Source organism: Streptomyces yamdrokensis (genome assembly GCF_053890455.1).
In genome coordinates this window covers 1,636,476-1,650,219 of record NZ_CM132679.1, presented here as the reverse complement: position 1 = coordinate 1,650,219, position 13,744 = coordinate 1,636,476, and the positions used below count along the sequence as shown (strand labels likewise).

The following is a 13,744-nucleotide window of genomic DNA, read 5'->3' as shown; positions in this document are numbered from 1 at the left end:
GAGGGGTTCCGGAGGATGGACCCCGAAGGCGGCACGGGCACGGCGAACGGGCGGTACGGAGGCAACGTGCCCCGCACCGCCCGTCGGACGGACCGTCAGGCCATGATCAGGTGGATCCCGTATGCCACCGCCGCCGCGCACGCCGCGAAGCAGGCGTAGGCGCCGGTGACCGCGAGGGTCGCGGACCCGCCCCGGGCCGCAGCCCGTTCACGGTGGGACAGGCCGGTGATGCCCAGGGTGAACAGGGCCACCAGAGCCACGGTGACCACGAGGCTGACGCCGAAGACGGAACCGAGGGAGGCCCAGTCGATCTTCATGGTGCTCTTCTTCCTTCGCGTCCTGCTGGGGGTCAGACCGTGGTTTTGGCCGGAGGGGCCGTCGGGTCGGTGGGGGCCGGGACGGTGGCCGAGAGTTCGTCGCTCACGTGGCCCGCCGGCGGGGTGGCCACCGCGGCCATGGCCGCGGTCACGACGCCGCTCTGCTCCTCGTCGGTCTCGTTCACGTTGGTGTGGTCGATGACCTCGCGCCGGGAGATCTTCCAGATCGCCGCGCTGGAGCCGACCAGGAAGACGGCGACGAGGGCGGTGCCCCAGCTGCCGAAGCCGCAGATCCACTCGGCGATCGCCGCGACCAGGGCCGCCGCCGGCAGCGTCAGGCCCCAGGCGACGAACATCCGGGTGGCCGTCGACCAGCGGACCACGCCGCCCTTGCGGCCCAGGCCCGCACCCATCACCGAACCCGAGACCGAGTGCGTGGTGGACAGGGAGAAACCGAGGTGGGAGGAGGCCAGGATGACCGTCGCGGCGCTGGTCTGGGCGGCGAAGCCCTGCTGCGGCTGGAGGTCGGTCAGGCCCTTGCCCATGGTGCGGATGATGCGCCAGCCGCCGAGGTAGGTGCCGAGCGCGATGGCGATGCCCGCGGAGAGGATGACCCACATCGGCGGGTCGGAGTCCGGGGCGAGGGTGCCGCCGGCGACCAGGGCCAGGGTGATGATGCCCATCGTCTTCTGGGCGTCGTTGGTGCCGTGGGCCAGGGAGACCAGACCGGCGGAGGCGATCTGGCCGGCCCGGTACCCCTTCTCGGACGCCTTGCTGTCGGCCGACCTGCGGCCCATGCGGTAGGTCAGCCGGGTCGCGAACATCGCGGCCAGGCCGGCGACCAGCGGCGCGGCGATCGCGGGGATCAGTACCTTGGTGACCAGGACGTCGCCGTGCACCGCGCCGAAGCCCGCCGAGGCGACGGTGGCGCCGATCAGGCCGCCCATCAGGGCGTGCGAGGAGCTGGACGGCAGACCGACCAGCCAGGTCAGGAGGTTCCAGAGGATCGCGCCGACCAGTGCGGCGAAGATGACCTCGGGACGGATGCCGGCCTCGTCGACGAGGCCCTTGGAGATCGTGTTGGCGACCTCCACGGAGAGGAAGGCGCCCACCAGGTTGAGCACGGCGGACATGGCCACCGCGACCTTGGGCTTGAGAGCACCGGTCGAAATGGTCGTCGCCATCGCGTTCGCGGTGTCGTGGAAACCGTTCGTGAAATCGAACGCGAGTGCGGTTACCACCACAATCGCGAGGATCAGCGAGAAGCTTTCCATTTACCCAAGCAATCGTTCGAAGTCATTGGCGTGTTGAACGTAGGTAACCTGAATGAACGGAAGATGAACTGGGATGGGCATTGGGGTGACCGTGATGAAGCCGATTGCTCCAGGGCCGGCCGGAGGCGGTTGCGGACGGGCAGTCGGGGGGCGGGCGGGCACGACCGGGAGCCGGAGCACGCCGTTGAAGAGATTTCGGTCACCCGGCAGGATCACGGCATGGCTGAGCGACAGGTCGACCGGCGGGGCGCGAGGAAACGGCGGGAGCGGCCGGCGAGCGACGAGGAGGCCCGCGCCTGGACCGCCCTCGTCGGGGCGGCCCGCCGAACCGTCGTGGACGGGTTCGTCGTCGGAACCTCCGGCAACGTCTCGCTGCGGGTGGGGGACACCGTGCTGGTCACCCCCTCGGGGGTGCCCTACGACCGGCTGACGCCGGACGACGTCACCGGCGTCGACCTCACCGGCCGGCAGGTCCTCGGGACCCTGGCCCCGACCAGCGAGCTGCCCATGCATCTCGCGGTGTACCGCACGACCGGCGCCCGCGCGGTGGTGCACACCCACGCCGTGCACGCGACGGCCGTCTCCACGCTCGTCGACGAACTCCCGCTGATCCACTACATGGCCGCCGCGCTCGGCGGACCCGTACGGGTGGCCCCGTACGCGACCTACGGCACCGACGAGCTGGCCGGGAACATGCTGCGTGCCCTCGAGGACCGCACCGGCTGCCTCCTCCAGAACCACGGCACCGTCACCTACGGCGCGACCCTCGACCAGGCCTACGACCGCACCGCCCAGCTGGAGTGGATGTGCAGGCTCTGGCTGACCGCCTCGTCCGTCCCCGGCCGCTCCCCGAACCTCCTGTCGGCCGACCGGCTCGCAGAGGTCACGGACCGCCTGCAGAGCTACGGCCGGCACGGCTGACCGGCTGACCGGCTGTGGCGGGTGACGGGGCGGGACCGGAACGGCCGGCCGCCACCGGCGTCGTCTCCCACGGCGGGGCGTCCACCGACCGGGGGCCGGTCGGCCGGGGGGGGGCCGGTTCCCGGGCCCGCCGGCCGACGGAAGCCTCCGGACCGCCCACGCGCTCACGGGCAGCGCGGCTGAGCGACCGGCGGCCGGTGGGGGGCGGCACGCTCCGGAGCGGCCGGCCGTCGCCGCCGGTGGAGTCTCCCCGGCGGGCGTGTCCACCGCGTGGCCGGGTGGCCGGCCGGCCCGGTCGGCTTCCGGGGCTGCCGGCGGGGAGCAGGCGCCGGCTGGATCATCCACGTGCTCACGTACTCACGTGCTCACGGGCAGCGGGGCCGGGCCGGCCGATGCCGGAGGGTGGCGGTGGCGTCGCCCGGAGCGGCCGGCCGACGCCGGTGACGGCCCCCCGGCGTAGCCTCCATCGACCGCGTGACCGGGCCCTCAGGGGTCCTTGCACCATGAACGCCCGATGAGGTCGCGTGGTCCGGTGCCGGGGGTACCGCCCACGCCTTTCAGGCAATGGGGGAGCATCGCGAGGCGCCACAGAGCCCTCGTGGCGGAGCTGCCAGGGCTTTCCGGCAACGCGGCGAGGTCCGGTGCCGGGCCGCGCGGCCCGGGCGGGCACAGTGCAAGGACCCCTTGGCAGCCCGGCGACCTGGCGACTCGGCAGCCCGGCCCCCCGGCTGCCGCCCGGCCCGGCGACCGGGCGTACCCGGCAGCCCGGTCCCGTGCGACCGCCGGGGTGGCCGGGCGGCAGGTCCACCGGGACACTGGGTGGGTGCGTACTGTCAGAACGACGGCCGCTGCCGTCACCGCCGTGATAGGGGCCTCCGTCGCCGCGGTGGCGGTCGGCAGACTTGCCAGCGACGCCGCCCTCAAGGCGCCGCCGGGCAGACCCCTGCCCACCGAGCCCCGGCTCACCGTGCACGGCGTCGCCGCCGGACAGGTCACCCTCACCCGGCACCTCGCCGCGCTGCGGCCCGGCCGCTACGGCCTCGCCGGTGACGGCGCACACGCGGTCGTCGGCCCCGTCCTGGCCGGCGTTCCGTCCTCCGCCGACACCGTCGTACGCCGGGTCGAACGCGTCGTACGGGGCACCCTCGAGCCCGGTGACCGGGTCTGGTTCACCCCGAACCTCTACGTCGGCGATCCGGGGACCGCCCTGGGCCTGGACCACACAGACGTCGACGTCCCCGGCGAACTCGGCCCTCTACCCGCCTGGTTCGTGCCGGGAGTCCGGGACACCTGGGTGCTGGCGGTGCACGGCCTCGGCACCACCCGGGAACACACCATGAACCTCATGGAGTTCCTGCACCGGCACCACTTTCCGGTGCTCGCCCCCGCCTATCGGGGCGACCGGGGCGCGCCGCGCTCGCCCGACGGCCTCAACCACCTCGGCGAGACCGAGTGGCGCGACCTCGACGCGGCGATCAGGTACGCGGTGGACGCCGGCGCCCGGCAGGTCGTCCTGCTCGGCTGGTCCACCGGCGCGACCATGGCGCTGCGCGCCGCCGCCCGCTCCGGGCTGCGCGACCACGTCGCCGGGCTGGTCCTCGACTCCCCGGTACTCAGCTGGGAATCGACACTCCGGGCCCTCGCCGCCGCCCGGCGTACGCCCGGCGCGCTGCTGCCCCTGGCGGTCCGCGCCGCCCAGGGCCGCACCGGCCGCCACGGCGACCATTTCGGTCATCACCAGGGTGGTCGTCACCCGGGCACCCCGGGGCCGGAGCGCGTCGGCATCCCCGCCCTGATCGTCCACGGCCCCGGCGACGCGGTGGCCCCCTGGCTGCCCTCCCGCCGCCTGGCCGCCGCCCAGCCCAACACGGTCACCCTGCACACGGTCGACAACGCTCCGCACGGCGCGATGTGGAACGCCGACCCGCACACCTACGAAGAGGTGCTGCGCCGCTTCCTCACCCCTTTCATGTGACCGCCGCGCACCGCGGCGGCCCGCGGGACGGCCGTGACCGCCGGTCCCGCGGGCCACCGCCGGGATTCCGCTCCGCGGCGTGTCCGCGGCCTGTCCCGGCCTGTTTCCTTCCTCCGACCGTCCGTGCTCCCCGGTGCGTTGGCCTTCCCCTTCGCCGCGTGTGACATTCCGTTTGGGTTTTCGGACCGTCAACCGCGAGACTGCACCCGTGACGTCCCGTATCCCGCGCGACTCCAGGCTTCGACTTGTCCGCCCGCGACCCCTGGCCGCCGCACCCAGGGCAATGAACCAGCAGCGCTCGCGCCGCCCCGCGCCGCGCCCGCCGGAAGGCACCCCGGCCCCTGCGGAGCTGGCCCGAATGGCACGCTCCGGTCTGGCCGGTGCGGCCCGCGTCGCCCGCTGGGCCGACGCGGCCCTGGGCCCCGGCCGGGGCAGCGCCACGGCCGCCGGCCAGGCCATCCTCTCCGACGCGACCGCCGAATGGGCGGCCGACGATCTGGGTCTGACCCCGGATCAGGTCCGCGCCGACTGGGACACGGCCCGGCTCGCCGGCCTGGTCGAGGTGCACGGCGACACCGCCCGCCCCGGCTGGCGGCTGCGCGCCTGGAACCGCGACGACAGCGCCGTGCTGCGCGGCTGGGTCGCTCTGTTCGACGCCTGGTCGCTCGCCCACCCGGAGCCCGAGGGCCATGAGCCCGCCGCCGTGGGCGAGGTCGTCTCGGCCATGCCACAGGTGCTCTCCTTCCTCCAGCTGTCGGCCGGCCCGGTCCCCGTCCCGCAGCTTCTCGACCTCCTGCAGCAGCGGGTCACCGAACTGCGCACGGAACGCTGCGAGGTCGACTACGGGCCCCGCCCCTCCGACCCCGCCCACCCCGAGCCCCAGCTCAGACCGGCGGAGGCGCCCGCCTTTGCCCCCACCGGGCCGGGTGCCGACGACGCCACGCTCGCCCCGCTCCTCGACTGGGCCCTGAGCGCCCTCGCCGCCGTGGGCGCTCTCACCTGCGGCGAGGGACAGGCCACCCTCACCCCGCTCGGCAGCTGGGCGGTCTGGGTCAAACTGGAGCAGATCTGCGTCGCCGCCCAGAGCCCCGCCGGGAACATCGAGCAGGGTGCCGAGGACATGCTCCGCGGCTGCGCCCAACTGCGCCCCAACGCCGCCCGCGCCGAGTACCGCGCCTGGCTCGCCGCCCGCCCGGTGGGCAGCGCCGTCACCGAACTGCTCGACGCCGCCCGCGGTGAGGACGCCCTGCTGCGCGGCCTCGCCTTCGAGGCGCTGCGGGTCGTCGGCGCCCCCGCCGAACCCGAGGTCCGCGCAGTCCACGACGAGCCGACCCTGCGGCCCTACGCCCTGCTGTGGCTCGCCGAGCACGAGGGCGCCGACCCCGAGGACGCCCACGAGGTCCTCACCCGGTCGGAGGCCACCTGGCTGTGGGTGGACACCGCCGCCGCGGTCGCCGACCACGGGGAGGCTCCGCTGCTGGTACGGCATCTGGAGTCCGCGGTCCAGCCCACGGTCCCCGCGCTGCTGAACGAGGTGCGTGCCGTCGGGCACCCGCGCACCGTCCAGGTCCTGGTCGCCCTGGCCGCCGCGCACCCCGATCCGGCCCTGGCCAAAGCCGTCCGCCGGGCCGCCTTCCAGGTGCACAACGGAAGCTGACACCGGCACCCCGCACGGTCCGCAGGACCGCCCGCCCGCGCGGCCCTGCGGACCGTCGGCCGCTCCGAGGCTCCCCATCCCTCAGGGGTCCTTGCACTGTGAGCGCCCGATGAGGTCGCGTGGTCCGGTGCCGGGGGTACCGCCCACGCCTTTCAGGCAGTGGGGGAGCATCGCGAGGCGCCGCAGAGCCCTCGTGGCGGAGCCACCAGGGCTCTGTGGCAACGCGGCGAGGTGCGGTGCCGGGCCGCGCGACCCGGGCGGGCACAGTGCAAGGACCCCTCAGCGCGGCACCTCCCCACGCGGCCCTTTCCGCTTCCCGTTCACGTCCCCGTCTCGGGTGCGTACGTGCCGAAGCTCCAGATGTTGCCCTCGACGTCGCGGGCCGTGTAGTCCCGCGAGCCGTAGTCCTGGTCCGTCGGGGGCATCAGGATCTCCGCGCCCTGCTCCACCGCCCGCCGGTGATGCGCGTCCACATCGTCCACGACGACGTAGACCCCGGCCGGGCCCGAGCCCTCCATCGCCTTGTCGAACGCGCTGCCGGTGCCCTTGGAACCCAGCATCACCGCGCCGTTGCCCTGCACCAGCTCGGCGTGGGCCACCCCGCCGCCCTCGTCCTCGTACACCGACAGTTCGGTGAACCCGAAGGCCTCGGTGAGCTGCCGGATCGCCGCCTTGGCGTCCGCGTACAGCAGGGCCGGAAAGACGCTCGGACGCCCGCCGTCCGTGCCTGCCATGGTCATCACCCCTTGTGTCCCACAACCGGACAATCGCCGGAAGACCGCCGGAAAATCGACCTGTCGCCCAGTCTGGCACCCCTCGCTGACAACGCCCCCGGCTCCGCGGTCCGTCCGCACCGCACATCCGCGCGCCGGAAAAGAGGTTGCGCGGCCCCGTTAGAATGGATCCCATGGCCATTCTCCTCGCGCATTAGACGGCGGGAACGCCCTCAGCCGCCCACCGCCACCCAACGCCCTGGAGCCTGTCCGTGATCTCCGCCTCCGGCATCGAGCTGCGCGCCGGTGCCCGTGTCCTCATCGAGAGCGCCACCTTCCGTATCGCCAAGGGCGACCGCATCGGCCTGGTCGGCCGCAACGGCGCCGGCAAGACCACCCTCACCAAGGTCCTCGCCGGCCAGGGCGTCCCCGCCGCCGGCAACGTCACCCGCTCCGGCGAGGTCGGCTACCTCCCCCAGGACCCCCGCACCGGCGACCTCGACGTGCTCGCCCGCGACCGCGTCCTGTCCGCCCGCGGCCTGGACACCCTGATCCGCAAGATGCGCGAGAACGAGCAGCGCATCGCCAACGGCCAGGGCTCCACCCGCGACAAGGCGCTGCGGCAGTACGAGCGCCAGGAGACCGAGTTCCTCACCAAGGGCGGGTACGCCGCCGAGGCCGAGGCCGCCACCATCGCCGCCGCGCTGAACCTGCCCGACCGGGTGCTCGGCCAGCCGCTGCACACGCTCTCCGGCGGTCAGCGCCGCCGTATCGAGCTGGCCCGCATCCTGTTCTCCGACGCGGACACGCTGCTGCTCGACGAGCCGACCAACCACCTCGACGCCGACTCGATCGTCTGGCTGCGCGACTACCTCAAGACCTACCGCGGCGGCTTCATCGTCATCTCCCACGACGTCGACCTGGTCGAGACGGTCGTCAACAAGGTGTTCTACCTGGACGCCAACCGCTCCACGATCGACATCTACAACATGGGCTGGAAGCTCTACCAGCAACAGCGCGAGGCCGACGAGAAGCGCCGCAAGCGCGAGCGGCAGAACGCCGAGAAGAAGGCCGCCGCCCTCAACGCCCAGGCCGACAAGATGCGCGCCAAGGCCACCAAGACCGTCGCCGCGCAGAACATGGCCCGCCGCGCGGAGCGCCTGCTGTCCGGCCTCGAAGGCGTCCGCCAGGCCGACAAGGTCGCCAAGCTGCGCTTCCCCGAGCCGGCCCCCTGCGGCAGGACCCCGCTGACCGCCGAGGGCCTGTCGAAGTCGTACGGCTCGCTCGAGATCTTCACCGATGTCGACCTGGCCATCGACAAGGGGTCCCGCGTCGTCATCCTCGGTCTCAACGGCGCCGGCAAGACCACCCTGCTGCGCCTCCTCGGCGGAGTGGAACAGCCCGACACCGGCACGGTCGTACCCGGCCACGGGCTCAAGCTCGGCTACTACGCCCAGGAGCACGAGACCCTCGACCGGGACCGCACGGTACTGGAGAACATGCGCTCCGCCGCGCCCGACATGGACCTCGTCGAGGTCCGCAAGGTGCTCGGCTCGTTCCTGTTCTCCGGCGACGACGTGGACAAGCCCGCCGGTGTCCTCTCCGGCGGGGAGAAGACCCGCCTGGCGCTCGCGACCCTCGTGGTCTCCTCGGCGAACGTGCTCCTCCTCGACGAGCCCACCAACAACCTCGACCCGGCCAGCCGCGAGGAGATCCTCGGCGCGCTGCGCACCTACAAGGGCGCCGTCGTCCTGGTCACGCACGACGAGGGCGCCGTCGAGGCGCTCCAGCCGGAGCGGATCATCCTGCTGCCGGACGGCATCGAGGACCTGTGGGGCGCCGACTACGCGGATCTCGTCGCCCTCGCCTGAGCGACCCCCGTGCCGCGTGGCCTCCGGAACGGACCGGTCGCCGGCGTGATCCACCGCGTATGGATCATTCGGCCCATCGGTGATCCATCATTCGTGTGAGATCTCCTCGTACCCAGGTGTGTCCTGCACCGATGTCGCGGCCGAGCCCCTGAGTGTCCGGGGCTCGGCCGCGACACCGTTCTGACCTGGCACTTCACGGAGGAACCCGTCCGATGGTGTGGCCGGCGCACTGTGGAATGAGTTATTCCGCATGTGGGGATGCGCTCCTGTCGTCACAACCTTGTCGCACGGACCTTGCCGAATGGGTGGCCATCGGGCCCCGGAGGGGTGATCATGAGGGGACCAGAGCGCACTTCCCATGAGGAGGCACGGGTGGCCGAGACTCTGAAGAAGGGCAGCCGGGTGACCGGCGCCGCGCGCGACAAGCTCGCGGCAGACCTGAAGAAGAAGTACGACGCCGGTGCGAGCATCCGGGCGTTGGCCGAGGAGACCGGCCGCTCGTATGGCTTTGTGCACCGCATGCTCAGTGAGTCGGGCGTCACGCTCCGAGGGCGTGGCGGGGCGACCCGGGGCAAGAAGGCCGCTTCGGCCTGACCCCGGGCGCCCCCGATCCGAGGTGGCCACCCGGTCGGCCGACCGGCCGGGCGGGTGGTTACTGTGCAGTCACTTAGCTGTGCCGCAGGGCGGGCCCGGTCCCGCCGTACGGTACGGAGGACGACCGCACCCATCGGAGGCGCTCCATGGCTTCGCCCGCCCAGGATCTTGGTCCCGTACTCGACGAGGACGGCGTACGGCTCACCGTCGACGACGCCATCGCCACGGTGACGCTGGCCAACCCGGCCAAGCGCAACGCGCAGAGCCCCGCTCTGTGGCGCGCGCTGGCCGAGGCGGGCCGGCTGCTGCCGGGCTCCGTGCGTGTCGTGGTGCTCCGTGGTGAGGGCAAGTCCTTCTCCGCCGGGCTCGACCGGCAGATGCTCACTCCCGAGGGCATCGAGGGCGATCCGTCGTTCGTCGAGATGGCGCGCGGCAGCGAGGCCGACCTCGACGCGACCATCGCCGTGTACCAGGAGGCGTTCACCTGGTGGCGGCGCAGCGACATCGTGTCCATCGCGGCCGTGCAGGGGCATGCCATCGGAGCCGGTTTCCAGCTGGCCCTCGCCTGCGACCTGCGGGTCGTCGCCGACGACGTCCAGTTCGCCATGCGCGAGACCGGCCTGGGACTCGTCCCGGACCTGACCGGCACGCATCCGCTGGTCGGGCTCGTCGGGTACGCCCGCGCGCTGGAGATCTGCGCGACCGGGCGGTTCGTCGCGGCCGAGGAGGCCGTGCGCACCGGACTCGCCAACATCGCCGTGCCCGGCGGTGAACTGGACGCAGCGGTACGGGACCTCGCGGCGGCGCTGCTCGCCGCGCCCCGGGACGCCGTGATCGAGACGAAGGCGCTGCTGAGCGGGGCCGTGGAGCGTACGTACGAGGAGCAGCGGGTCGCCGAGCGGGCGGCCCAGGGACGCCGGCTGCGGGATCTGGCCGGTCTCGGCGAATGAGCGGCCCGTGACGCTCCGACGGGCGTCAGTCGACCGCCGTGACCAGGACCGCCACCGTCGGACGGTCCGGCAGGGCGGCCGACACCGCCGAGCGGACCGCGCGGGCCACGTCCAGTGCCCGGTGGCCCGCCCCGACGGCGAGGTCCACGCGCGCGTGCCGGCCGGTCAGGGAGACGGTGCCGGGCGCCTGCGGTGACGACGCCAGGTGCACCGCGCGGCCGAGCACATCCGTCAGCCGGGAGACCCCCGGTACGGCGAGCGCGGCAGCGGCGACCCGGCCCTCGTCGGACCCACCGGACCCACCGGACCCACCGGACCCCGGGAGACCGGAAGAGGTACCGGCCCCGCCCCCGGACGGAGCACCGGTCGGTCCGGCCGCCCGTCCGTCGGCCTCCGCCCCGCCCTCCGTCGCAGGGGCCGCCGCCGGGCCCGCCGCCGTCCCGGCCTCCGCGTCCAGCAGCTCGGTCACCCGCAGGTCGACCTCCGTCACCACCAGCCCGATCCGCTCCGCCGCGGCCCGCGACAGCGCCGTCCGCAGCCGGTCCGCGGTCGCCGGCAGCGGCTCCACCGCGGTGGCCGCGAACCGGGCCGTCACGCGCAGCGGGCCCGGTGGGAGGGCGCTGGGCGGAGGCGGGACCACCGGCTCACCGGCGCCCTCGGGGGTGGCGAGCGCGATCCGCAGACCGTCCAGGCGCACGTTCGGCTCGGCCCGCGCCACCGCGCGCCGCAGAACCTCCCCGGCGGCCCTCTCGGAGATCCACGCTCCGTCCCGCGATCCGCCCAGCGGCAGAAGCCTGCCCAGCCCCAGCTGCTGCCGCACTGCCCGAGTCCATCCGTCCGCCGTCATTCCCCCAGCCTGCCGTATCCATGGCGCGCCACGCCGCATTGGCGCATACGGTGGTTCCGTGGACGACGATCGGAAGGGACGTACGGCGATGAGCGAGACCACGGACGGCGGCTCCACGCGGGCCGCCGACCTCGAGAAGACCGGGCCGGACACCTCCGTGCGCAAGGGGCCGGGTGCCCGGCGCGGCGGAGGCGACGCCGCCACCCGCGGCCGTACCACGATCGCCGACGGTGTCGTCGAGAAGATCGCGGGCCTCGCCGCACGGGACGTGCTCGGCGTGCACGCCATGGGCAGTGGCCTGTCCCGGACCTTCGGAGCCGTGCGCGACCGGGTGCCGGGCGGATCGAAATCGGTCACCCGCGGAGTGAAGGCCGAGGTCGGCGAGGTGCAGACCGCGCTCGACCTGGAGATCGTCGTCGACTACGGCGTCTCCATCACCGACGTCGCCAGAGCCGTACGGGAGAACGTCATCGCGGCGGTCGAGCGGATGACGGGCCTCGAGGTGGTCGAGGTCAACATCGCGGTGAGCGATGTGAAGCTGCCGGACGAGGAGGACGAGGAGTCGGAGAGCCGTCTCCAGTGAGGAACCGCGCGGCGAACGGATGTCTTTGGCCGCGAGGACGGCGAACCGCTGAGAAGTTCGAGGAGCTGAGGAGCGCACCATGAGCATGGCCGTGGTCGGCATGATCGCCGGCATGGCACTGGGCTTCGCCGGATACTTCGGCGGATTCGGTGCCTTCCTGCTGGTGGCGGCCCTGGGCGCCATCGGTTTCGTCGTCGGGCGGTTCCTCGAGGGGGACCTGGACCTCGGCGACTTCTTCCGTACCCGTGACAATCGGCGGCGGTGACACCCGTGGGACCGGTGCGCACGGGGGAGGACACGGCCGGGGGCGCCCCGGCCGTCGTGGAGCCGCGCGAGCGCGGTGCGACCAGGATCGCCGACCGGGTGGTCGCGAAGATCGCCTCCCAGGCGGCCCGCGAGGCGGTCGGACCGCTGCCCCCGGACGCCGAGCCGCCGTACGCCACGGTCGTCGTCCACCACGACGACACCGCACGGGTCCGCGTCCATGTCGAACTCGGCTATCCCGGTGACATCGGCGGCCGGTGCGGAGAGGTGCGCCGACAGGTGGTCACACGGGTGTCCACACTGGCGGACATGCAGGTGCCGGAGGTCGTCGTCCAGGTGGAACGGCTGCATCTGGCGACGCCCCTCGACACGGCCCCGGGGAGGACCCGATGAGCGGACCCGGGCCTGCCGGGGAGGCCGCAGGAACCGTCCTGGAGAAGCCACCGCCGCCCGAGCCGGACGACGCCGCGGGCGCCGGCCCCCGGCGCTTCTGGTCGGCCCGCAGGATTCCCGCCGGCCTGCTCGCGCTGCTGCTCCTGGTGATCGTTGCCGCGTTCCTGTACGACATCGCCGCGGTGCGCGCCGACCGGCCCGCGATGAGCTGGCGCCGGGAACTGGCCGACCAACTGGCCAGGCGGCCCCTGGACGACTTCTGGGTACTGCTGGGCGCCGGAGTCGCCGCCCTCCTCGGGCTCTGGCTGCTCCTGCTGGCCCTCACCCCCGGGCTGCGGTCCCTGCTCCCGATGCACCGCACCCGCCCCGACGTCCGCGCCGGCCTCGACCGGGACGCGGCGGCGACGGTACTGCGGGACCGGGCCGTGGGAGTCGCCGGGGTGCGGTCGGTACGGGTACGGGTGACCCGCAAGCGGGCCGACGTCCGCGCGGTGTCGCATTTCCGTGAACTGGACGACGTACGGGCCGATCTTCGCGCGGTGCTCGACGACGCGGTCAGGGGCATGGCGCTGTCCCGGCCGCCCGTGCCGGCGGTACGGGTACGGCGTCCCGGCCGGAAGGGGTGAGGGCGGTGATCAGGGTCGTCAACCGTGTCCTGCTCGGGATCGTGGGGCTGCTCCTGGTGGCCCTCGGCGGGTCCGTACTGGCCGTCGGGCTGGGAGTACCGGCGCCGTCCTGGTGGCTGCACGACGGACGGAACGACGTGCTGCTGGACGAGGCCGAGCGGACCCGGTGGCGGGACGCGGGCTGGTGGTGGCCGGTCGTGATCGCCGCGCTCGCGGTCCTCCTTCTGCTCCTCCTGTGGTGGCTGGTCGCGGTGCTGCGCCGGAGGCGGCTCGCCGAGGTGTTCGTCGCCACCGGCGACGGCGACGAAGCGGTGCTGCGCGGCCGTGCGCTGGAGACCGCGCTGACCCAGGAGGCGGGCCGGCTGGACGGCGTCGGACAGGCCCACGTACGGCTGACCCGCCGTCGCGGCATCCCGCGGACCCGCGTCCGTCTGCTCCTGGAGCCCCACGTCGACCCCGGCACGGTGCTGGACGAGTTCACCACCGGAGCCCTGGCCCACGCCCGCGAGTCGACGGGCCTCACCACCCTCCCGGCCGAGGTCCGCCTCCAGTCCGTCAAGCACCGGCCGGAACGGGTCGGCTGAGCCCGTCGAGCCCGTCTTCAGCCGGCACGTCGGGGGTAGCGGTAGGCCGGGCAGCCGGGCAGCCGAGCCCGGTGTGCGGAGCGCTCCCGGCTCCAGGCTGCGCCGCGAGCCGGGCTCTGCCCTTGGTCCCTCACACAAGGGGGACAGGTGGAGCGTCAGGGTGGGTCGGCCCGGA

The 13,744-nt window shown here is 73.6% G+C and carries 15 protein-coding genes; 11 read left to right on the top strand and 4 right to left on the bottom strand.

Annotated elements, in window-relative coordinates; translation table 11 throughout:
* Positions 1-95 precede the first annotated feature (95 nt).
* The gene (locus ACWZEH_RS06780; RefSeq protein WP_456196518.1) at positions 96-317 is read right to left on the bottom strand and encodes a hypothetical protein; all 222 of its coding nucleotides are present in this window, start codon (positions 315-317) and stop codon (positions 96-98) included.
* Positions 318-349: 32 nt separating this feature from the next.
* The gene (locus tag ACWZEH_RS06775; protein ID WP_456196516.1) at positions 350-1,591 is read right to left on the bottom strand and encodes an inorganic phosphate transporter; all 1,242 of its coding nucleotides are present in this window, start codon (positions 1,589-1,591) and stop codon (positions 350-352) included.
* Positions 1,592-1,810: 219 nt separating this feature from the next.
* Between ACWZEH_RS06775 and ACWZEH_RS06770 the strand changes: the two genes are divergently transcribed.
* The 3 genes from ACWZEH_RS06770 to ACWZEH_RS06760 all read left to right on the top strand — a co-directional run bounded on the left by ACWZEH_RS06770 (position 1,811) and on the right by ACWZEH_RS06760 (position 6,144).
* The gene (locus ACWZEH_RS06770) at positions 1,811-2,512 is read left to right on the top strand and encodes a class II aldolase/adducin family protein (protein WP_456196514.1); all 702 of its coding nucleotides are present in this window, start codon (positions 1,811-1,813) and stop codon (positions 2,510-2,512) included.
* An 823-nt stretch (positions 2,513-3,335) separates the two neighbouring features.
* Positions 3,336-4,487, top strand: coding sequence for an alpha/beta hydrolase family protein (locus tag ACWZEH_RS06765; protein ID WP_456196512.1), 1,152 nt, complete (start codon positions 3,336-3,338; stop codon positions 4,485-4,487).
* Between the two features lie 283 nt (positions 4,488-4,770).
* Positions 4,771-6,144, top strand: coding sequence for a hypothetical protein (locus ACWZEH_RS06760; protein ID WP_456196510.1), 1,374 nt, complete (start codon positions 4,771-4,773; stop codon positions 6,142-6,144).
* 320 nt (positions 6,145-6,464) lie between these two features.
* On the opposite strand, the gene ACWZEH_RS06755 is transcribed toward ACWZEH_RS06760, so the two are convergent.
* On the bottom strand, positions 6,465-6,878 hold the full coding sequence (locus ACWZEH_RS06755) for a VOC family protein (RefSeq protein ID WP_456196508.1): 414 nt from the start codon (positions 6,876-6,878) through the stop codon (positions 6,465-6,467).
* 251 nt (positions 6,879-7,129) lie between these two features.
* Between ACWZEH_RS06755 and ACWZEH_RS06750 the strand changes: the two genes are divergently transcribed.
* The 3 genes from ACWZEH_RS06750 to ACWZEH_RS06740 all read left to right on the top strand — a co-directional run bounded on the left by ACWZEH_RS06750 (position 7,130) and on the right by ACWZEH_RS06740 (position 10,272).
* Complete coding sequence (locus ACWZEH_RS06750) at positions 7,130-8,728, top strand: ABC-F family ATP-binding cassette domain-containing protein (RefSeq protein WP_456196507.1); 1,599 nt, start codon at positions 7,130-7,132, stop codon at positions 8,726-8,728.
* Positions 8,729-9,100: 372 nt separating this feature from the next.
* The gene (locus ACWZEH_RS06745; protein ID WP_018567695.1) at positions 9,101-9,322 is read left to right on the top strand and encodes a helix-turn-helix domain-containing protein; all 222 of its coding nucleotides are present in this window, start codon (positions 9,101-9,103) and stop codon (positions 9,320-9,322) included.
* Positions 9,323-9,468: 146 nt separating this feature from the next.
* Positions 9,469-10,272: an enoyl-CoA hydratase/isomerase family protein gene (locus ACWZEH_RS06740; protein WP_456196505.1), complete on the top strand. Its 804-nt coding sequence runs from the start codon at positions 9,469-9,471 to the stop codon at positions 10,270-10,272.
* A gap of 25 nt (positions 10,273-10,297) precedes the next feature.
* On the opposite strand, the gene ACWZEH_RS06735 is transcribed toward ACWZEH_RS06740, so the two are convergent.
* The gene (locus ACWZEH_RS06735) at positions 10,298-11,119 is read right to left on the bottom strand and encodes a nucleopolyhedrovirus P10 family protein (RefSeq protein WP_456196503.1); all 822 of its coding nucleotides are present in this window, start codon (positions 11,117-11,119) and stop codon (positions 10,298-10,300) included.
* Between the two features lie 88 nt (positions 11,120-11,207).
* Between ACWZEH_RS06735 and ACWZEH_RS06730 the strand changes: the two genes are divergently transcribed.
* The 5 genes from ACWZEH_RS06730 (at position 11,208) to amaP (ending at position 13,569) form a co-directional block, all read left to right on the top strand.
* Entirely contained in the window at positions 11,208-11,702 is a 495-nt protein-coding gene (locus ACWZEH_RS06730) for an Asp23/Gls24 family envelope stress response protein (protein ID WP_456199476.1), read from the top strand.
* A gap of 79 nt (positions 11,703-11,781) precedes the next feature.
* Positions 11,782-11,967, top strand: a complete 186-nt coding sequence (locus ACWZEH_RS06725; RefSeq protein ID WP_456196501.1) for a hypothetical protein — start codon at positions 11,782-11,784, stop codon at positions 11,965-11,967.
* Entirely contained in the window at positions 11,964-12,359 is a 396-nt protein-coding gene (locus tag ACWZEH_RS06720; protein ID WP_456196499.1) for an Asp23/Gls24 family envelope stress response protein, read from the top strand. The genes ACWZEH_RS06725 and ACWZEH_RS06720 overlap by 4 nt, the downstream gene beginning before the upstream one ends.
* Positions 12,356-12,985, top strand: coding sequence for a DUF6286 domain-containing protein (locus ACWZEH_RS06715; RefSeq protein ID WP_456196498.1), 630 nt, complete (start codon positions 12,356-12,358; stop codon positions 12,983-12,985). Before ACWZEH_RS06720 ends, ACWZEH_RS06715 begins: the two co-directional genes overlap by 4 nt.
* Positions 12,982-13,569 (top strand): alkaline shock response membrane anchor protein AmaP, encoded by a 588-nt coding sequence (gene amaP, locus ACWZEH_RS06710; protein WP_456196496.1) that lies wholly within the window; start codon positions 12,982-12,984, stop codon positions 13,567-13,569. Before ACWZEH_RS06715 ends, amaP begins: the two co-directional genes overlap by 4 nt.
* Positions 13,570-13,744: the final 175 nt, after the last annotated feature.

What these genes read in the sequence shown, in the direction of transcription:
- ACWZEH_RS06780 (WP_456196518.1), bottom strand. Translation starts at nt 317, where the DNA reads ATGAAGATCGACTGGGCCTCCCTCGGTTCCGTCTTCGGCGTCAGCCTC.
- ACWZEH_RS06775 (WP_456196516.1), bottom strand. Translation starts at nt 1,591, where the DNA reads ATGGAAAGCTTCTCGCTGATCCTCGCGATTGTGGTGGTAACCGCACTC.
- ACWZEH_RS06770 (WP_456196514.1), top strand. Translation starts at nt 1,811, where the DNA reads ATGGCTGAGCGACAGGTCGACCGGCGGGGCGCGAGGAAACGGCGGGAG.
- ACWZEH_RS06760 (WP_456196510.1), top strand. Translation starts at nt 4,771, where the DNA reads ATGAACCAGCAGCGCTCGCGCCGCCCCGCGCCGCGCCCGCCGGAAGGC.
- ACWZEH_RS06755 (WP_456196508.1), bottom strand. Translation starts at nt 6,878, where the DNA reads ATGGCAGGCACGGACGGCGGGCGTCCGAGCGTCTTTCCGGCCCTGCTG.
- ACWZEH_RS06740 (WP_456196505.1), top strand. Translation starts at nt 9,469, where the DNA reads ATGGCTTCGCCCGCCCAGGATCTTGGTCCCGTACTCGACGAGGACGGC.
- ACWZEH_RS06735 (WP_456196503.1), bottom strand. Translation starts at nt 11,119, where the DNA reads ATGACGGCGGACGGATGGACTCGGGCAGTGCGGCAGCAGCTGGGGCTG.
- ACWZEH_RS06730 (WP_456199476.1), top strand. Translation starts at nt 11,208, where the DNA reads ATGAGCGAGACCACGGACGGCGGCTCCACGCGGGCCGCCGACCTCGAG.
- ACWZEH_RS06725 (WP_456196501.1), top strand. Translation starts at nt 11,782, where the DNA reads ATGAGCATGGCCGTGGTCGGCATGATCGCCGGCATGGCACTGGGCTTC.
- ACWZEH_RS06715 (WP_456196498.1), top strand. Translation starts at nt 12,356, where the DNA reads ATGAGCGGACCCGGGCCTGCCGGGGAGGCCGCAGGAACCGTCCTGGAG.